This window comes from Streptomyces scabiei 87.22 (genome assembly GCF_000091305.1).
Classification (GTDB): Bacteria; Actinomycetota; Actinomycetes; order Streptomycetales; family Streptomycetaceae; genus Streptomyces; species Streptomyces scabiei.
In genome coordinates this window covers 4,326,244-4,343,105 of sequence record NC_013929.1, presented here as the reverse complement: position 1 = coordinate 4,343,105, position 16,862 = coordinate 4,326,244, and the positions used below count along the sequence as shown (strand labels likewise).

The window sequence follows — 16,862 nt, the reverse complement described above, 5'->3', positions numbered from 1 at the left end:
CGCCCTGGATCCGGTCGGAACCATGGGAAGGGACCCGGTCGGAACCGCTCTGTATACGGTCGCCACCGGTCTCGGGACGGCCGGAACCCGCTTCCGGACGGTCGGTGTGGTCGGTACGGTCGGCGTCGCCCCGCGGACCGTGTGCGTCGTGTGCACCCTGCGGACCGTACACGCCCGGCCGACCCTGCGGGGTGTGCGGGGGCTGTGACCCCGCCGACGCCGACGGCCCCGCCGACGCCGGTGGCACGACCGGGGGCGGCGGCACGGGCGGTACGGGAGGTGTCGAGGGCGCGGGGGGCACGTGCGGCGGCACCGGCGCCGCCCCCTGCGGACCGCCGGGACCCGCCGCTCCGCTCAGCTCGCCCGGCGCGGTCCGCTCGCCCGGAGCGCTCCGCTCCGGGGAGCCGCCGCGATCGGCCGAGGCGCCCCGGTCGGTGGACGCGCCGCGCTCCTGACGGGTCTCCGCGGCCTCCTCCGCCTCGCGTCGGTGCCTGCCCCGCCGGGCACGACGAGGACCGAGGTCACCGGTCCCGTCGCCCAGTCCGCCACCGCGATGCATATCTCCACCCGAACGCATTTCTGGGCCGCGTGACCCCCGCCGCGCAACCCGATCATCGTGTCAGTGACCTCCCCCGCGACCGCTCGCCGAAACGTGTGCGCAAACACCAGTCGGCGGGATCTCCGGAGCCTCTGACACCATGGCCTGTGTGAGCTATCCGTACGAAGCCCCAGTTTCGCAGACTCTTTTCTCGCGCGCGGCGGCCGTCACGCCCGGCGGCGTGAACTCTCCCGTGCGCGCCTTCCGTGCCGTGGGCGGTACGCCCCGGTTCATGGTGTCCGGTACCGGTCCTTATCTGACGGATGCCGACGGCCGTGAATATGTGGATCTTGTGTGTTCGTGGGGTCCCATGATCCTCGGGCACGCCCGTCCCGAGGTCATCGCCGCCGTGACGGAGGCCGTCTCGCGCGGTACCTCCTTCGGTACGCCCGGCGAGGGCGAGGTCGCGCTCGCCGAGGAGATGGTGGACCGGGTCGGGCCGCTGGAGCAGGTGCGGCTGGTGTCCAGCGGGACCGAGGCCACCATGTCCGCGATCCGGCTGGCCCGCGGCTTCACCGGCCGCGGCAAGGTCGTGAAGTTCGCCGGGTGTTATCACGGTCACGTCGACTCGCTGCTGGCTGCCGCCGGCTCCGGGGTCGCCACGTTCGCGCTCCCCGACACCCCGGGCGTCACCGGTGCCCAGGCCGGCGACACCATCGTGCTGCCCTACAACGACCTCGACGCCGTACGGGCCGCCTTCGCCGCCCACCCCGGCGAGATCGCCTGCGTCATCACCGAGGCGTCCCCCGGCAACATGGGCGTCGTACCGCCGCTGCCGGGCTTCAACCAGGGCCTCAGGGACGTGTGTGCCGAGCACGGCGCCCTGTTCGTCTCCGACGAGGTCATGACCGGGTTCCGCACCAGCCGGGCCGGATGGTTCGGTGTCGACGGTGTCGTCCCCGATCTGATGACCTTCGGCAAGGTCATGGGCGGCGGCTTCCCCGCCGCGGCCTTCGGCGGGCGCGCCGACGTGATGGCGCACCTCGCGCCCGCCGGGCCCGTCTACCAGGCCGGCACGCTCTCCGGGAACCCGGTCGCGACCGCCGCCGGCCTTGCGCAGCTGCGGCTGCTGGACGAGGCGGCGTACGACACCGTGAACGCCGTCTCCGCGCAGGTCCAGGGGCTCGTCACCGAGGCACTCACCAAGGAGGGCGTCGCGCACACGCTGCAGAACGCCTCCAACATGTTCTCCGTGTTCTTCACGGACACGCCCGTGCGGAACTACGAGGAGGCCAAGGCGCAGGAGTCGTTCCGCTTCAACGCCTTCTTCCACTCGATGCTGTCGCAGGGCGTCTATCTGCCGCCGTCGTCGTTCGAGTCGTGGTTCGTGTCGACCGCGCACGACGAGCGGGCGGTTCAGCGGATCGCCGACGCCCTTCCGGCGGCGGCGCGGGCAGCAGCGGAGGCTTCGGCAGCATGAGTGACATCACAGTCGTCCATCTGATGCGGCACGGCGAGGTCGCCAACCCGGACGGGATTCTCTACGGGCGCCTCGGCGGGTACCACCTCTCCGACCTCGGGCGGCGGATGGCCGACCGGGTCGCCGAGCATCTGGCGTCCCGGGACGTCACGCACGTGGTGGCGTCCCCGCTGGAGCGGGCGCAGGAGACGGCGACGCCGATCGCCAAGGCGCACGGGCTGGACCTCGCGACCGACGGGCGGCTCATCGAGGCGGACAACGTCTTCCAGGGCAAGACGTTCGGTGTCGGCGACGGTGCGCTGAAGCGGCCGGAGAACTGGAAGCACCTGGTCAACCCCTTCAAGCCGTCGTGGGGGGAGCCGTACGTCGACCAGGTCGTCCGCATGATGGGGGCGCTCGACGCGGCGAAGGACGCGGCGCGGGGGCACGAGGCGGTGCTGGTCTCGCACCAGCTGCCGATCTGGATCGTGCGGTCGTACGTCGAGCGGCGGCGGCTGTGGCACGACCCGCGGCGGCGGCAGTGCACGCTGGCGTCCCTGACGACGTTCACGTACCAGGGCGACAAGATCGTGTCCGTCGGGTACAGCGAGCCCGCGCGGGATCTGGTGCCGGCGCATCTGCTGGCGGGGGCCAAGCCGGTGAAGGGGAAGGGCAAGGCCTTCGGAGCGTGAGCGCTCCCTTCGGAGCGTGAGCGCTCCGCGCTTCGCTCCGGCGGGAGAACCGCGGGTGCGGTGCGAGGCGGTGGGGACTGGAAACGGAGCGTCAGCGACCGCGCCAGTCCCCGGCCTCACTAGTTCCGGCAGATGCTGACCGGCAAGGCACGGCTCTGCACGGAGAGGTCAGCGCTCGGCGGCCAGAACAGGGGCGGGTAGATGATGTCGCCGTCCGCGTGGGCGACCCACGAGCCTTCGGCGCACGGGGCGGCCGTGTCGACCGAGATGGACGACGAGAAGTTGTTCTGGTTGTCGCCCACGGAGGCCGTCGCCCCGTTGCGGGTGAGTTCGGCCGCGATGCTGAGCGAGGTCACCCACGAGCTGCACGTGGTTTCGGCCTGCGTGGCTATCCTCGGAGTCCCGCCCACGAAGGTGAACCACGGACTGTAGACCGTGAGGACACAAGTGATCGTGTCCTGCGGAGCCTTGACCACTTCGGCCTTGGACGCGCCCAGGGACAGGGTGGCCCGTGTGGTGCCCTTGGGCAGCGTGAAGCTACGGCTCACCGACGAGCGGCCCGTGGTGCCGGCCCGAGCCGATGCGGCGGCGTCGGTGGGCGACGATGCGTTCGCGGCCGGGATCGCCGCCAGCAGGGCGGCGGTGCTCACGGCGGCCATCGTCAGGCACCGGACGGTCCCGCGGACGTGACGAGGCATGTGCGGTAAGGACATGTCGATTCCCTCGCATTGATGGGTCAGGATGATGCGCAGACCGGTGATGCACGACCGGTGATGCTCGACCGGTCCCCGCTCCGGTGGAGCGGCCGGCGCTACCGCTGCGATGAAGACACCGGAGGGCTGTACGGATTTCTCCGGCGTGGGCCGGAACGCCTCCGGCCTGCGGCCCGCGGCGTTGTCCGACACCGCAAAGCCTAGAAAGCGGCCCTTGCAGAAATGCGGGAGTCCCTCTGTATCCGCCGCGCCGTCCCGTCCACCCTGCTGATCTGCGAAATTGCCGCTCATCGAGCACCGTGATGCCTCACGACCGGCGACAACCGGCAGCAGACCGGCAAGGACCGGCAACCGACGGGCGGATCGAACGCCGGGTCACGCGGCGGCGTACGGCGTGCGGTCGTCGGCCGTGTGCCGGTGTTCGTGCCCTGCCAGGAGTGCTCGGCCACGGGACATCAGGAAGGGTCGTTCGGCTCCAGGGCCCCGGACGCCACACTCGGTTTCCGGGGACCCCGGACGCAACACTTGACTTCCGGGGGCGTAAAGATTTTCGTTCTTCGGAGATCAATGGGAACCCGTTCGTCCTGTCGTGCCTCTCAGTCGGTGTGCTTCACGTGAACGGGTGCGTGGAACGACCGAGGGGAATGTAATGCGCGAGATATCGCGGAGGGGGATGCTCGGGCTCGGTGTCGGGGCGGGGGCGGCCGCGGGGCTGGGGCTGACCGGGTGCGGGACGGGTCTCGGGGGGAAGCCGGACGAGGCCGGCGGATCCGGGGGCGACGGGAAGAAGCCGGGGAAGAAGCACAGGCCCGGCAAGAAGGCGAAGCCGCTGGGTGACGGCTCGACCTCGTACACGGGGAAGCAGCCGAACCAGCCGGGCAGGCCGCGGCCGCTGGAGCCCGGCGAGAAGCCGCCGCAGTTCGTGGTGTTCTCCTGGGACGGGGCCGGAGACGTCGGGAACGGGCTTTTCGAGCGGTTCCTGAAGGCCGGTCGGGACCATGACGCCCATATGACGTTCTTCCTCTCCGGAATCTATCTCCTGCCGGAGTCGAAAAAGCGCGTGTATCTCCCGCCGAACAACGCCCCCGGCGCCTCCGACATCGGTTATCTGACGGACGAACACATCAAGTCCACGCTGGGTCACGTGCGGACCGCATGGCTCGACGGACACGAGATGGGCACCCACTTCAACGGTCACTTCTGCGGCGGTTCCGGCTCGGTCGGGAACTGGACGCCCAAGCAGTGGCGCAGCGAGATCGAGCAGGCGAAGTCCTTCGTCAAGGAGTGGCGGACCAACAGCGGCTGGACGGACGTCGAATCCCTGCCGTTCGACTACGACAAGGAGCTGATCGGCGGCCGCACGCCCTGTCTGCTGGGGCAGGAGAACCTGCTGCCCACGGCCCGCGAGCTGGGCTGGCGCTACGACTCCTCCTCGCCCGGCGGCCTCCAGATGTGGCCCAGGAAGAAGCAGGGCATCTGGGATCTGCCGCTGCAGTCCGTGCCGTTCCCGGGCCGCAGCTTCGAGGTGCTGTCCATGGACTACAACATCATGTTCAACCAGTCGCAGAACTCCACCCAGGCCCCGCCCGCGAACTACCCGGCCTACCGCAAGCAGGCGACCGGCGCGTACGTCGCCGGGTTCCAGCGCGCGTACGAGACGAACCGGGCGCCGCTGTTCATAGGCAACCACTTCGAGGAGTGGAACGGCGGGGTCTACATGGACGCCGTCGAGGAGGCCCTGAAGCACATCGCGCGGGCCAAGGAGAAGGCCAAGGACGGGGAGATACGGATCGTGTCCTTCCGGCAGTTCGTGGACTGGATGGACGTTCAGACCCCGGAGGTCCTCGCCAAGCTCCAGACCCTCGGGGTGGGCCAGCAGCCCACAGGCGGGTGGAAGGAGTTCCTGGGGGCCGGTTCAGCCGCCTGACCTGCGGACAAGGGGGCCGGTGACCCCGCCCGAAGCCCCCGAAACGGGCATGCGAAACTTTTCACATGAGTGTCCGTACGAGCCGCAGTCGTGCCGCTTTGCTCTCCGCCGGGGCCGCCGCCCTGGTCCTGACGCTGTCCGCCTGTGCGGGCGGCGGCATCGAGGGCGGAGGCGGGCAGACCGGGTTCATCACCGGCTCCGACGGGATCGCGACGGTGAAGAAGGGGGACCGGGACACCGCGCCCGATCTCTCCGGCAAGACCATCGACGGCGACCGGCTGGACCTCTCCGCCTACAAGGGCAAGATCATCGTCCTGAACGTGTGGGGCTCTTGGTGCGCACCGTGCCGTGCCGAGGCGCCCAACCTGGTGAAGGTCTCCCAGGACCTCGCCGGCCGGGGCGTGCAGTTCGTCGGCATCAACACACGGGACACCAGCACCCGGCCGGCACTCGCCTTCGAGGAGCAGTACAAGGTCACGTACCCGAGCCTCTACGACCCCACCGGCAAGCTGCTGCTGCGCTTCGAGAAGGGCTCGCTCAACCCGCAGCTGATCCCCTCCACGCTGGTCATCGACCGGGAGGGCAAGCTCGCCGTGCGCACGCAGCAGCCGCTCAGCGAGGAGAAGCTGCGCAAGATGCTCAAGCCGATCCTCGCGGAGAAGTGACGTGCCCGGAATGTCCGTCACGGCCGCCGCGCTGACCACGACCGCCACCGAGATGAACGAGACCGTCTTCAACGGCGCCCTGCTGCTGGCCCTGCCGATCGCCGTCCTCGGCGGACTCGTCTCCTTCTTCTCCCCTTGCGTCCTGCCGCTCGTGCCCGGCTATCTGTCGTACGTCACCGGCGTCGGCGGCACCGACCTGGTCGACGCCCGCCGGGGCCGGATGGTGGCCGGGGCCGGACTGTTCGTCCTCGGCTTCACCTTCGTGTTCGTGTCCGGCGGCGCGCTCTTCGGGTTCTTCGGCCAGACCCTGCTGGAGCACCAGGAGATCCTGAACAAGGTGCTCGGCGGGCTCATGATCGCCATGGGGCTCTTCTTCATGGGGCTGATGCCCTGGTTCACCCAGCGGGAGTTCCGCTTCCACACCAGGCCGGCCACCGGGCTCGTGGGCGCCCCGATACTCGGCGCGCTCTTCGGCATCGGCTGGGTTCCCTGCATCGGACCCACCCTCACCTCCGTCAACGCCCTCGCCCTCGAACAGGCCAGCGCCGGTCGCGGGGCCCTGCTGATGGTGGCGTACTGTCTGGGGCTGGGCCTGCCCTTCATGCTCGCCGCGGTGGCCTTCCGCAAGGCGCTCGGCGCCTTCGCCTGGGTCAAGCGGCACTACGTGTGGGTGCTGCGCATCGGCGGCGGCATGATGATCACGATCGGACTGCTCATGCTGACCGGCGCCTGGGACCGCATCATTCAGGAGATGCAGGTCTGGTCCGCCGGTTTCACCCCTGGGATCTGAGCCAATGACGACGGACCTGAGCCAATGACGACGACCGACTCCGGCAACCGCGAGAACGCCGCCCGGCCCGCGAGCGGGACCCCCGACGACAACGACCTCGGTGCCGCCGGCTCGCAGCTGTCCACCGCGCCGGAGGAGGACGCGCCCCACCTGCCCTCGCTCGGGGTGATCGGCTGGGCCCGCTGGTTCTGGCGGCAGCTGACGTCCATGCGGGTCGCGCTGCTGCTGCTGTTCATGCTGTCGCTCGCGGCCATCCCCGGCTCCCTGATCCCGCAGTCGGGCCAGGACGAGTCCCGCGTCGCCGACTTCATGCAGCGGCACGACACCCTGGGGCCCCTGTACGAGAAGCTCGGGCTGTTCCACGTCTACAGCTCGGTGTGGTTCTCGGCGATCTACATCCTTCTCTTCGTCTCGCTCATCGGCTGCATCGTGCCCCGCACCGGGCAGTTCGTCGGCCAGCTCCGCGGCCGTCCGCCGGGGGCGCCCCGGCGCCTGACCCGGTTGCCCGCCTACGCGACCTGGCGCACGCAGGCCACGCCGGAGCAGGTGCGGGAGGCCGCGCTGCAGGCGCTGAAGAAGCGCCGGTTCCGCGCCCATGTCGCCGGGGACGCCGTCGCCGCCGAGAAGGGGTATCTGCGCGAGGCGGGCAACCTCGCCTTCCACATCGCCCTGATCGTGATGCTCGTCGCCTTCGCCTGGGGCCAGCTCTACCGGTCCGAGGGCAACAAGCTGATCGTCGAGGGTGACGGCTTCTCCAACGTCCTCCCCCTGTACGACGACTTCAAGTCCGGCAATCTCTTCACCGCCGACGACCTCAACCCGTTCAGCTTCGACCTCAAGAGCTTCCGGGCCACATACGAGACGAGCGGCCCCAACAAGGGCACGCCGCGCGTCTTCGAGGCCGCCGTCGACTACGCGGTCGGCGCCGACGGCAAGCAGCGGTCGACCAGGATCGAGGTCAACAAGCCGCTGGAGATCGGCGACTCGAAGGTCTACCTCGTCAGCCACGGATACGCCCCCGTCCTCACCATCAAGGACGGGCGGGGCAAGGTCGTCTTCCAGGACGCCGCGCCGCTGCTGCCGCTGGACTCCAATGTCACCTCCACCGGTGCGATCAAGGTCATGGACGGTTACACCGACGCCGCGGGCAAGTGGGACCAGCTCGGTATCCAGGCCTTCTTCCTCCCGACGTACGGCGGCAAGAACACCGCCGTGGTCTCGCAGTACCCCGCGCTGCTGAACCCCGTGCTCAACCTGGAGCCGTACCACGGTGACCTCCGGGTCGACGGGGGCATCCCGCAGAGCGTGTACCAGCTCGACAAGTCGAAGCTGAAGGGGTTCAAGGACTCCAAGGGCGCCCAGGTGCGGGAGAACCTGAAGATCGGCGAGTCCATGACGCTGCCGAACGGCGCGGGCACGATCACCTTCGACGGGGTCAAGGAGTGGGCCGGCTTCCAGATCACCCAGCAGCCCGGCAGCGGCTGGGCCCTCGGCGGCGCGATCACCGCCATTCTCGGTCTCGCCGGATCGCTGTTCATCCAGCGCCGACGGGTGTGGGTGCGCGCGGTGGCCGGCCCCGACGGGGTCACCGTCGTCGAGATGGCCGGGCTCGGCCGCAGCGAGTCGGCGAAGGTGCCGGAGGAGCTGGGCGACCTGGCGGCCGCCGTGCACGACAAGGCTCCCACCGCCGCCGAGACCGGGCCCGACGCCGCGACCGGTCCCGAGCACCACACCACCCCCCAACCTCCAGCCGTACCGTCCGAAGGGGCTGAGCAGCAGTGACTCTCGCCGCCGCCACCAACGAAAACCTCGCGAACATCAGCAACACGCTGATCTACTCCGCGATGGCCGTCTACACCCTCGCCTTCTTCGCCTACATCGCCGAGTGGCTCTTCGGGAGCCGGAGCAAGGTCGGCCGTACGGCCGCCGCGCTGACCGCCGGCACCAAGGACGCCAAGGACGCCAAGAAGGCCGACGCGCCTGCGGTGACGGTGCAGTCCGCAGGCGGGACCAGCGTCCTGGAGCGGCCGAAGGTGGTCGTGCGGGCCGCCGCCGGTGCCCGGGACGTGCCGGACGGGCCCGGCGCGCACGGCGGGGACGAGCAGGGCGACCTCTACGGCCGTATCGCCGTGTCCCTCACCGTGCTGGCCTTCCTCGTCGAATTCGGCGGGGTGCTCACCCGGGCCCTCTCGGTGCAGCGGGCGCCGTGGGGCAACATGTACGAGTTCAACATCACCTTCTCCACCGTGGCCGTCGGGGTGTACCTCGCGCTGCTCGTGCTGAAGAAGAACGTCCGCTGGCTCGGGCTTCCGCTGATCACGACGGTCCTCCTCGATCTCGGTCTCGCCGTCACTGTCTTGTACACCGCCAGTGACCAGTTGGTTCCCGCCCTGCACTCGTACTGGCTCTACATCCACGTCTCCACCGCGATCTTCTGCGGCGCGGTCTTCTACGTGGGCGCGGTCGGCACGATCCTGTACCTGTTCAAGGACTCCTACGAGAGCAAGCTCGCGGCCGGCGGACGGCCCGGCCGGTTCGCGACCTCCGTCATGGAGCGGCTGCCCGCCTCGGCCTCCCTCGACAAGTTCTCGTACCGCGTCAACGCGGCCGTCTTCCCGCTGTGGACGTTCACGATCATCGCGGGCGCCATCTGGGCGGGCGACGCGTGGGGCCGCTACTGGGGCTGGGACCCCAAGGAGACCTGGTCGTTCATCACCTGGGTCGCCTACGCCTGCTACCTGCACGCCCGGGCCACGGCCGGCTGGAAGGGCCGCAAGGCCGCGTACATCGCGATCGTCGCCTTCGCCTGCTGGCTGTTCAACTACTACGGCGTCAACATCTTCGTCAGCGGCAAGCACTCCTACGCGGACGTGGGCCTGGCGGCGCTCCGGTCCGTGGGGGCCTGACCGCCTCCTCGGGTCTAGGAAGCGGAACCGTCGGCGGCGTCGCGGCCTACGCCGTCCGGTCCGTTTTCTCTACAACTCCGGTATCACCCACCGCGGTCGTCTCCTTCCCAGGGGGGAGGGAAGGGCGGCCCGGTGGGGGATCCACAGGGGTGGCTCTTTCTTGAATGATCTTTCCTGTCCGAACGTGTGACCGGAAGGATCGAATTCGTGCGCAGAAGACGTCTCATGCCCCTGTTAGCCGTGAGCGTCACGGCTACGTTGGTCCCCGCACTCGCCACCTCCACGGCAACCGCCGCTCCGGCGGCCTTCCCGGCGGCCACGTCTCTGTCGACCGCCTCCGCGTCGACCGCCGCGGGCGCGCTGGACCCGTACGTGAAGCAGAAGCCGAAGTGGAAGCGGTGCGACGCCGACGCTCCCGCGAAGTTCAAGTGCGCCACCATCAAGGTCCCGCTGGACTACCGGGCCCCCGGCGGCAAGCGGATCGACCTGGCCATATCCCGGCTGAGGAGCACCGCGCCCGACAAGCGCCACGGTGTCCTGTTCTCCAACCCCGGCGGCCCCGGGGGCTCGGGGCTCTTCATGCCGCTGGGGGTCCAGGAGATCCTGCCCAAGGCCGCCCAGCGCAAGTACGACCTCATCGGCTTCGACCCGCGCGGTGTGGGGCGGAGCAGCCCGGTCTCCTGCGGTCTGAAGCCGAAGGAGGAGGACTGGCTGCGGCCCTACAAGAAGAAGACGTTCGCCAAGGACGTCGCCTGGGCCCGCACCGTCGCGGACAAGTGCGAGAAGAAGGCGGGCGCCACCCTCCGGCACATCACCACGCGCAACACCGCCCGTGACATGGATCTGATCCGGGCGATCCTCGGTGAGAAGAAGATCTCGTACCTGGGCTACTCGTACGGCACCTACCTCGGCGCCGTCTACACCCAGCTCTTCCCGGGCCGGGCCGACCGGTTCGTGCTGGACAGCGCGGTCGAACCGGCGCGCGCCTGGCGGGGGATGATCCAGTGGTGGGCGGAGGGCGCCGAGCCCGCGTTCGACCGGTGGACCGAGTGGGCCGCCGCACGTTCGGCGACCTACGGCCTCGGTGACACCCCGAAGAAGGTCGACCGGACCTTCTGGGACCTGGTCGCGCAGGCCGGTGAGAAGCCCATCGAGGTGGACGGGCAGGCGGTCACCGGTGACGACATCCGCAGCGGTATGCGCGGGGCGGTCTTCAGCCCGGAGTTCGCCTCCGACATCATGATGGAGCTGAAGAAGGCCGCGGCCGGCCAGCCCGCCTCCGCGAGGAAGCTCGCGGTGTTCGCCGGCTCCGAGAGGTCCCGGACGGCCGGTGCCGTCGCCGCCGCCAAGGTGCCGTCCGACAACGGGATGGCGAGCTTCTGGGCCGTGGTGTGCGGCGACAACTCGGCCGCGTGGTCCCGCGATCCCGAGAGCTACCGACGGGACGCCATCGCGGACAAGCGCCGCTACCCCCTCTTCGGTGACTTCGCGTCCAGCATCAAACCCTGTGCGTTCTGGGACAAGTCCGCGGAACGGGCGACCAAGGTGAACAACAAGGTGGGCTCCCTGGTCGTCCAGAACGAGTGGGACTCGCAGACCCCGCTGCCCAGCGGTCAGGCCCTGCACGCCGACCTGAAGGGCTCGAAGATGGTCACCGTGCACGGCGGCGAGGGCCACGGCGTCTATCCGAGCGGCAACGCCTGCTCGGACGGCGCGGTCAACGGCTACCTCCTCACCGGGAAGCTCCCGGCGAAGGACGTGACCTGCGAGGCGACGACCGGCTCGAACGAGGAGGCCCGGAAGAACCGGCAGCGGGACATGCTCCCCGGTTCTCCGCTTCCGGAGCGCGCCCCGGACCGTTTCTGAGCCGTGAAGGCGGGGCGGAACCTCCTGGCGAGGTCCGCCCCTTCGGGCTGGATCGCGGGTCACCCCACGCGCAGGGGGCGGCCCGCGAGCGCGTCGTCCGGCCAGTCCCTCGACGCCCGCCGCAGGAGGACGTCCGCGGCCGGTCGGCCGGCGGATAGCTGTTCCAGCTCTCGGCCCAGGCGTTCGGCGACCTCCGGGTCCGGCAGGACGAGGGGATCCGTCAGCTGCCACACCGCGTGCAGCACGCGGCGCACGCGCGCGTGCAGGGCCGGGTCCGGGCGGCCGAGGGCCACCGCGCCCCGGTCGTCCGGGCCGTCGCCGTTCGGGCCGTCGTCGTGCGGGGCCGACGCGATGAAGGCCAGGGACGTCAGCCAGGTGCGGAGGTCCGTCCCGTGGAACGTGTCGCAGAGGTGCGCCACCGCGAGGTCCGCGTTCCCCAGGGCGAGTTCGTGGTGCGCCCGGTGGGCCGCGCGGGCCGGACCGTAGTGGTCGGCCAGGGTGCGGTGGACCGACCGGCTGCGCTTGTGGTCCGGGTCCCGGTCGCGCAGCCCGAGCAGGAGCAGGGTCCGCAGGAAGGGGTCGCCCACGAAGTGACCCGGCGTCGGGGCGTGGCCCTCCCGGGCGAGGCGGTCCTCCAGGGCCAGGACGGCCGACTCGTCGAAGCCGTCCGGGAGCCGGGACCCGGCGAGGGCGAGCGCGGAGTCACGGTCGTGGGCGGCGGCGAGAACGGCCAGCGCGTCGAGGTGACGCTCGTTCGGGAGGAGACGGTCGAGCAGGACCCGGTACGTGGGGCGTTCGCCGTGGTCCTCGTCCTCGTCGTGCACGACCATGGCGGCGGACAACAGCCCGGTGAGGGTGGTGACCCCTCGGGGCAGGTTCTGGCGGGCCGACTCGGCGATCAGCGCCGTGCCGAGCGGACTGCCGCCGGTCAGCCGGTGTGTCGCGTACGGCAGCCGGGGAGGAACCGGCACGCCCGCGCAGGCCGCGCCGATGACATGGAGCGTGTTCTCGGGGGAGAGCGCGGGCATCGGGATCAACAGGGCGTGGGACGACGGCGTGACGCCCGGTGTCCAGCCGCCGGAACCGGTCGCCTCCGGCAGGGTGCGGCGGGCCGCGTGCCGCAGCGCCGGGTGGCCCTGCCCCCGCAGTCCGGCGAAGAACGCCACCTGGTCGGCCCTTCCGTCGGCCCGGTCCCGCAGCACCGACTCCAGCAGCCTCCGTCCCGCCGCCTCCTGCACGTTGTCGAGCAGGATCACCGGCCGCCCCGCCCGCTGCGGGCGTGGCACGACCCCCGCGTACGCGTCGTCCAGGTCCGCGAGCAGCGCCCGTACGAGATGGTGCTCGGCGTGGGTCCGGGCGTCGCCGCCCGCCCTGAAGTGCCGTGACAGGAGGACCAGGCCGCGCTTGGGGCTCCCGGCCGCGTGCGGGTGGTCGCGGTACCAGACCGCGCCCCGGCGCAGCCGCCGGTGCGAGGACGACATCCCCTCGCTGAACGCCTCCAGCGCAGCCTCGATGATCGCCTCCACCGCCGGCCGCCCCTGCGCCGACAGCGACGACACCAGCCGTGCCACGGCCTTCCCCACCCACCGTCCCGCCAGCCAGCCGCCCGTGTCGCTCAGCAGCAGGATCCGCTCGGCCTCCGCGCAGATCCTCGGCAGTCCGCGGTCACCCCAGCCCCCGGCCGCGACGGCGAGCAGCCCGCACGCCAGCCGGGGGAACGAGATCCGCCCCGCCCCGGCCACGGGCTCACCGAGCTGCTCCGCGACGGCCGACAGCGCCTCGTACACGGGCGACCAGGTCTCCGGGGGCCGTCCCGGGGGAGGCCGGTCGAACCGTGTCTCCTCACCGTCGATCAGTGCGACGGGAGTACGGCTGCGGTACGCCGCCCGCAGCTCCCGCAGAGCCGTGCTCTTGCCGAGGCCCCGGGCTCCCGCCAGCACGATGAAGGGGAGTTCCTCGGAGTGCCCGTATGCCGTGGGTATCCCGGAGAGGGCGTGGGTCGGCGGTGTCGCCGTTGCCGTTGTCATAGCTGCTGTGGTTATCAACAGCTGTGGAGAGAGGGGCAGTTGTTTCGGAGTACGGCGAAGTCTGCCCGTTCGCTTACGAACCCGACCGCACGGCGCCTATGAAGGAGAGCCAGGCGGATCGGTTGATGACCAGGACCGGGCCGTCAGGGTTCTTGCTGTCGCGGACGGGGACGAGGCCGGGGATATCGGGGGCGATTTCGATGCAGTCGCCGCCGTTGTCGCCGCTGTGGCTGCTCTTGATCCAGGTCGCCATTTCCAGGCAGTCGCCGCCGTCGTTGCCGCTGTGGCTGCTCTTGATCCAGATCGCCGTGCTCAGGTCGTACCTGTCCATGACGCTCGTACCCCTCCATCACGTCGCTGATCAGAGCGGCGGACTCGCGGGCTGACGGGATGTCCGCTCTGAGCACATCATAGGTCTGGCTGTCGCGGGCGTAGGCCGCCGGATCGTTGGTGAAATGGCCGCTGTGCTGCGACTCCGAGTAGACCCAGCGCTCGTCGGCCAGGTCGATCAGCGACATGGAGACCTTGGGGCGGACGAGACCGTAGAGATCCGCCGGAACCACCTGGATGCGAATGTTGGGCCGCTGTCCGACGCTGAGCAGATGGGCGCACTGGTCACGCATGACCTCCGGGCTCCCGACCGCGTTGCGCAGGCAGCTCTCGTCCAGAACCGCGACGTACAGCGGGCCGCCGTCGGCCAGGAAGCATGGCTGGCGGCTCATCCTGGCCCGGACACGCTCGTCCGCCTCGTCGCCGGTCACGACCTGGGAGAACAGTGCGTGTGCGTAGGCCGGCGTCTGCAACAGGCCCGGGATGAGCTGCTCTTGGTACGCCCGCAGCCCGACAGCCACCGAGTCCATCTCCACCCGGCGCTCGAACCAATCCGGATGCTGGACGGCCGGATACCAGTCCACCTTGGCCCAGATACGGGCCAACACCCCACCCGAGTCCAGCACCTCATCGCACCGCTTCGCCAACTGCTCGCTCGGTACCCGCGTGCCCGCCTCGACCTTCGCCACCTGCGAACGGTCGCACGGGACCTCTCTCGCCAGTGCCTCCTGCGTCAGCAGGGCCGCCTCGCGGTAGTGCCGCAGCACCTCGCCGAACAGGGCCGAACTCCCCGCCCCGCCCGCCCCTTCCGCGTTCCGCCGTGTCATGACGTCCCCCTCGTGCTGCCCGTGACAAAGGCGCAGTGCCACACGTACCGCATTGAAGGCGACCGTTCCCTTCCGCGACGCTGTGTACACCCAGAGTGACGGAACAGGGCTGTGGAGTGCGCGTGGAACCAGAAGGACAGCTTGTCTACGATCCGCGGACGCGGCGCGTGGGGGAGTACCGGGACAGGGTCGGGCCGTACGCGATGCTGCGCCCGGTGGGCGGTGGCCGGGAGTGGGAGGCGGACCCCGGGACGCTGCGGCCGGCGACGGCGGCGGAGCGGATCGGGGCGCAGGTGCGGGCGGCCAACCAGCGGACGAAGAGGAGGGTGTGACGTTGCGACGGGATGAGCAGCTGGAGCGCCCGCCCGTTCCGGTGCCGGGTTGTGCGGCCTGCGCCGAGCTGGACGTTCGGCGCGGGGAGGCGCGGGCCCGGTACGACCGGAGCGCGGAGACCGACGCGAACGTGCTGCTGCGGCACCATCAGCGACGGGAGCACACCGGAGGCGGCCGTACGCGCCGGGTGTTCCGGTACGTGCCGTACGTCATCGCGCAGGACGCGACGGCGGAGCCGGAGTACGAGGCGCGGTGTGTGTCGGGGGACGAGACGGAGTGCGGCGCGGAGTCGGGCGTACGGAGTGACGCGGCGGCCGTGGAGGAGTGGCAGCGCAGGCACACGCAGGAGACCCGGCACCTGCGCTACCGGCGGAGCTTCGGCGACTACTCGGTGCTGGAGCCGCTGGAAGAGGTGCCGTTGTGATGTCTTTGTCAGTCTTTTAGGGAGATTATCGGGTTACCGCGTAGTGGGCCGGGTAGGACGGTCTCACTGTCGGCCGGAGGGTGGGACGGCGTTGATGGAGATCCTTGCTCTGGTCGCCGCGGCCTTGGTCGCCGGTGTCGTGGCGGGCACCCAGACAGGTGTGTCCGAGGGGGTCGTGGAGTGGTTCAGGCGCAGGCGTCAGCGCGCGGCGTTGCCGGGACCGGAGGATGCCTCGGCGGCTTCGGAGAGTGCGTCGCCGGGACCTGACCCCGGTCCGGGAGGCGGCACCGGGAGCGCGCCGGTGGGGCCGGACGCGGCGACGCCCGGCGGGGGCGCGACGTATCACACGCAGATCATCGAATCCGAGAACGTGTCGGTGGGCGACGGCACGCAGATCAACTACGGCGGGCGGCCGCGTCGGAGCCGCCGACGCCCAGGGGGGCGGGTATGAGGGGCGAGAACTCCGGCCGTCACGTTGGCGGCGGCCTTGACCCGGCCGTGCCAGTCCGGTCGGCGCGCCCCCTGCCGCCTCCCCCGCCCCCGGCCGGCGGGGAGAGCCCGAGGGCGGTCCGGAGGCGGGTGCGGGTGGTCCGGCGGGGCCTGCTGTGCGAAGCGGTCCTGATCGTGGGATGCCGCGGGGTACAGGTCGGTGATCACAACGAGCAGTACAACCAGTACACCTACCGCCTGCGCACCCCGCACCTGGACTTCGCCCCCGTGCTGCGCCGCGCCGACGTGCGGGAACGGCTCGCCGCACTCGCTCTCGACCCCGAGAACCCCGACAAGCGGGCCGCCGTCATGGGGAAGCTGGGTGCCCGGACGTGGAGCGTGCGGCGGGACGCGGTGGAACTGCGTGCCGTCCGGCGGGAGGACGGGGGCCGGAGCGTGCCGCGGGCCTCCGCCGTGCCGCCCCCGGTCGGGGCGGGCCGGGGGCAGTCCTTCGTGTTCATCCGCCACTGCCGGGACGTGCAGGTCGGTGAACACCGCCGCCAGTACAACGACTTCGCCTATGTGTGCCCGCGCCCCAGGGTCGACGAGCGGCAACTTCTGCGTGAGAGCCCGGGGTTGAGGGAGGCGCTGGTCGACGTGGTGACCGGCCGGGCGACGGCCGACGCGCTCTCGGACGAGATCCACCGAGCCTTTCGCGCGGCGTCCTTCGCGCCCCCGCCCCACCCGCCGCAGCGGTCCGGAACGCTCCAGGGGTACGACGGCGTCACCGTCGGACGCGGCAGCAGGGCCATCGACGAAGCGCGGCTCACCGCCGAGTTGAACGGGCGGAGGCTGGTCCGCGACATGAGGCGGGAGGCCGATGTGGTCGCACGCCGACGCCGGATGCTGGGTCGGGGTGAGGGGTTGTGAGTCGGG

General features: G+C 70.6%; 15 protein-coding genes. 11 read left to right on the top strand and 4 right to left on the bottom strand.

Features of this window, described 5'->3' with window-relative positions; all coding sequences use genetic code 11:
• The first annotated feature begins 698 nt into the window (after nt 1-698).
• Both hemL and SCAB_RS18370 read left to right on the top strand, forming a co-directional pair.
• Nucleotides 699-2,018 carry a glutamate-1-semialdehyde 2,1-aminomutase gene (gene hemL / locus SCAB_RS18375; protein WP_013001575.1) on the top strand — a complete coding sequence of 440 codons (1,320 nt, stop codon included), beginning with the start codon at nt 699-701 and terminating at the stop codon, nt 2,016-2,018.
• Nucleotides 2,015-2,689 (top strand): histidine phosphatase family protein, encoded by a 675-nt coding sequence (locus SCAB_RS18370; protein WP_013001574.1) that lies wholly within the window; start codon nt 2,015-2,017, stop codon nt 2,687-2,689. Before hemL ends, SCAB_RS18370 begins: the two co-directional genes overlap by 4 nt.
• A gap of 119 nt (nt 2,690-2,808) precedes the next feature.
• Here the strand turns inward: SCAB_RS18370 and SCAB_RS18365 are convergent, their stop codons facing one another.
• On the bottom strand, nt 2,809-3,339 hold the full coding sequence (locus SCAB_RS18365) for a hypothetical protein (RefSeq protein ID WP_148274211.1): 531 nt from the start codon (nt 3,337-3,339) through the stop codon (nt 2,809-2,811).
• A 712-nt stretch (nt 3,340-4,051) separates the two neighbouring features.
• On the opposite strand from SCAB_RS18365, the gene SCAB_RS18360 reads away from it, so the two are divergent.
• From SCAB_RS18360 to SCAB_RS18335, 6 genes are all read left to right on the top strand, one after another.
• Complete coding sequence (locus tag SCAB_RS18360; RefSeq protein ID WP_049875735.1) at nt 4,052-5,329, top strand: polysaccharide deacetylase family protein; 1,278 nt, start codon at nt 4,052-4,054, stop codon at nt 5,327-5,329.
• A 65-nt stretch (nt 5,330-5,394) separates the two neighbouring features.
• Complete coding sequence (locus SCAB_RS18355; protein WP_041669354.1) at nt 5,395-5,994, top strand: TlpA family protein disulfide reductase; 600 nt, start codon at nt 5,395-5,397, stop codon at nt 5,992-5,994.
• Nucleotides 5,995-6,004: 10 nt separating this feature from the next.
• Entirely contained in the window at nt 6,005-6,784 is a 780-nt protein-coding gene (locus tag SCAB_RS18350) for a cytochrome c biogenesis CcdA family protein (protein ID WP_037723032.1), read from the top strand.
• Nucleotides 6,785-6,808: 24 nt separating this feature from the next.
• On the top strand, nt 6,809-8,566 hold the full coding sequence (gene resB, locus SCAB_RS18345) for a cytochrome c biogenesis protein ResB (RefSeq protein ID WP_013001569.1): 1,758 nt from the start codon (nt 6,809-6,811) through the stop codon (nt 8,564-8,566).
• Nucleotides 8,563-9,690, top strand: a complete 1,128-nt coding sequence (gene ccsB / locus SCAB_RS18340) for a c-type cytochrome biogenesis protein CcsB (protein WP_013001568.1) — start codon at nt 8,563-8,565, stop codon at nt 9,688-9,690. Before resB ends, ccsB begins: the two co-directional genes overlap by 4 nt.
• Before the next feature lie 225 nt (nt 9,691-9,915).
• Nucleotides 9,916-11,556 (top strand): alpha/beta hydrolase, encoded by a 1,641-nt coding sequence (locus SCAB_RS18335; RefSeq protein ID WP_041669352.1) that lies wholly within the window; start codon nt 9,916-9,918, stop codon nt 11,554-11,556.
• A gap of 59 nt (nt 11,557-11,615) precedes the next feature.
• Here SCAB_RS18335 and SCAB_RS18330 read toward each other — a convergent pair whose 3' ends face one another.
• From SCAB_RS18330 to SCAB_RS18325, 3 genes are all read right to left on the bottom strand, one after another.
• Nucleotides 11,616-13,583 carry a hypothetical protein gene (locus SCAB_RS18330; RefSeq protein WP_107285594.1) on the bottom strand — a complete coding sequence of 656 codons (1,968 nt, stop codon included), beginning with the start codon at nt 13,581-13,583 and terminating at the stop codon, nt 11,616-11,618.
• Between the two features lie 73 nt (nt 13,584-13,656).
• The gene (locus SCAB_RS49275) at nt 13,657-13,779 is read right to left on the bottom strand and encodes a DUF397 domain-containing protein (RefSeq protein WP_234369950.1); all 123 of its coding nucleotides are present in this window, start codon (nt 13,777-13,779) and stop codon (nt 13,657-13,659) included.
• The gene (locus SCAB_RS18325) at nt 13,727-14,740 is read right to left on the bottom strand and encodes a helix-turn-helix domain-containing protein (RefSeq protein ID WP_013001565.1); all 1,014 of its coding nucleotides are present in this window, start codon (nt 14,738-14,740) and stop codon (nt 13,727-13,729) included. Before SCAB_RS18325 ends, SCAB_RS49275 begins: the two co-directional genes overlap by 53 nt.
• 122 nt (nt 14,741-14,862) lie before the next feature.
• Here SCAB_RS18325 and SCAB_RS18320 point away from each other — a divergent pair, with 122 nt between their 5' ends.
• The 3 genes from SCAB_RS18320 (at nt 14,863) to SCAB_RS18305 (ending at nt 16,856) form a co-directional block, all read left to right on the top strand.
• Nucleotides 14,863-15,072 carry a hypothetical protein gene (locus SCAB_RS18320; RefSeq protein ID WP_013001564.1) on the top strand — a complete coding sequence of 70 codons (210 nt, stop codon included), beginning with the start codon at nt 14,863-14,865 and terminating at the stop codon, nt 15,070-15,072.
• Nucleotides 15,069-15,497, top strand: coding sequence for a DUF7848 domain-containing protein (locus tag SCAB_RS18315; RefSeq protein WP_013001563.1), 429 nt, complete (start codon nt 15,069-15,071; stop codon nt 15,495-15,497). Before SCAB_RS18320 ends, SCAB_RS18315 begins: the two co-directional genes overlap by 4 nt.
• A gap of 585 nt (nt 15,498-16,082) precedes the next feature.
• Nucleotides 16,083-16,856, top strand: a complete 774-nt coding sequence (locus SCAB_RS18305) for an RIP homotypic interaction motif-containing protein (protein WP_060889025.1) — start codon at nt 16,083-16,085, stop codon at nt 16,854-16,856.
• Nucleotides 16,857-16,862 lie beyond the last annotated feature (6 nt).

Excerpts from the sequence above, each read along its gene's own strand:
- hemL (WP_013001575.1), top strand. The coding sequence starts at position 699 with ATGGCCTGTGTGAGCTATCCGTACGAAGCCCCAGTTTCGCAGACTCTT.
- SCAB_RS18370 (WP_013001574.1), top strand. The coding sequence starts at position 2,015 with ATGAGTGACATCACAGTCGTCCATCTGATGCGGCACGGCGAGGTCGCC.
- SCAB_RS18360 (WP_049875735.1), top strand. The coding sequence starts at position 4,052 with ATGCGCGAGATATCGCGGAGGGGGATGCTCGGGCTCGGTGTCGGGGCG.
- SCAB_RS18355 (WP_041669354.1), top strand. The coding sequence starts at position 5,395 with ATGAGTGTCCGTACGAGCCGCAGTCGTGCCGCTTTGCTCTCCGCCGGG.
- SCAB_RS18350 (WP_037723032.1), top strand. The coding sequence starts at position 6,005 with ATGTCCGTCACGGCCGCCGCGCTGACCACGACCGCCACCGAGATGAAC.
- resB (WP_013001569.1), top strand. The coding sequence starts at position 6,809 with ATGACGACGACCGACTCCGGCAACCGCGAGAACGCCGCCCGGCCCGCG.
- SCAB_RS18335 (WP_041669352.1), top strand. The coding sequence starts at position 9,916 with ATGCCCCTGTTAGCCGTGAGCGTCACGGCTACGTTGGTCCCCGCACTC.
- SCAB_RS18330 (WP_107285594.1), bottom strand. The coding sequence starts at position 13,583 with ATGACAACGGCAACGGCGACACCGCCGACCCACGCCCTCTCCGGGATA.
- SCAB_RS18325 (WP_013001565.1), bottom strand. The coding sequence starts at position 14,740 with ATGACACGGCGGAACGCGGAAGGGGCGGGCGGGGCGGGGAGTTCGGCC.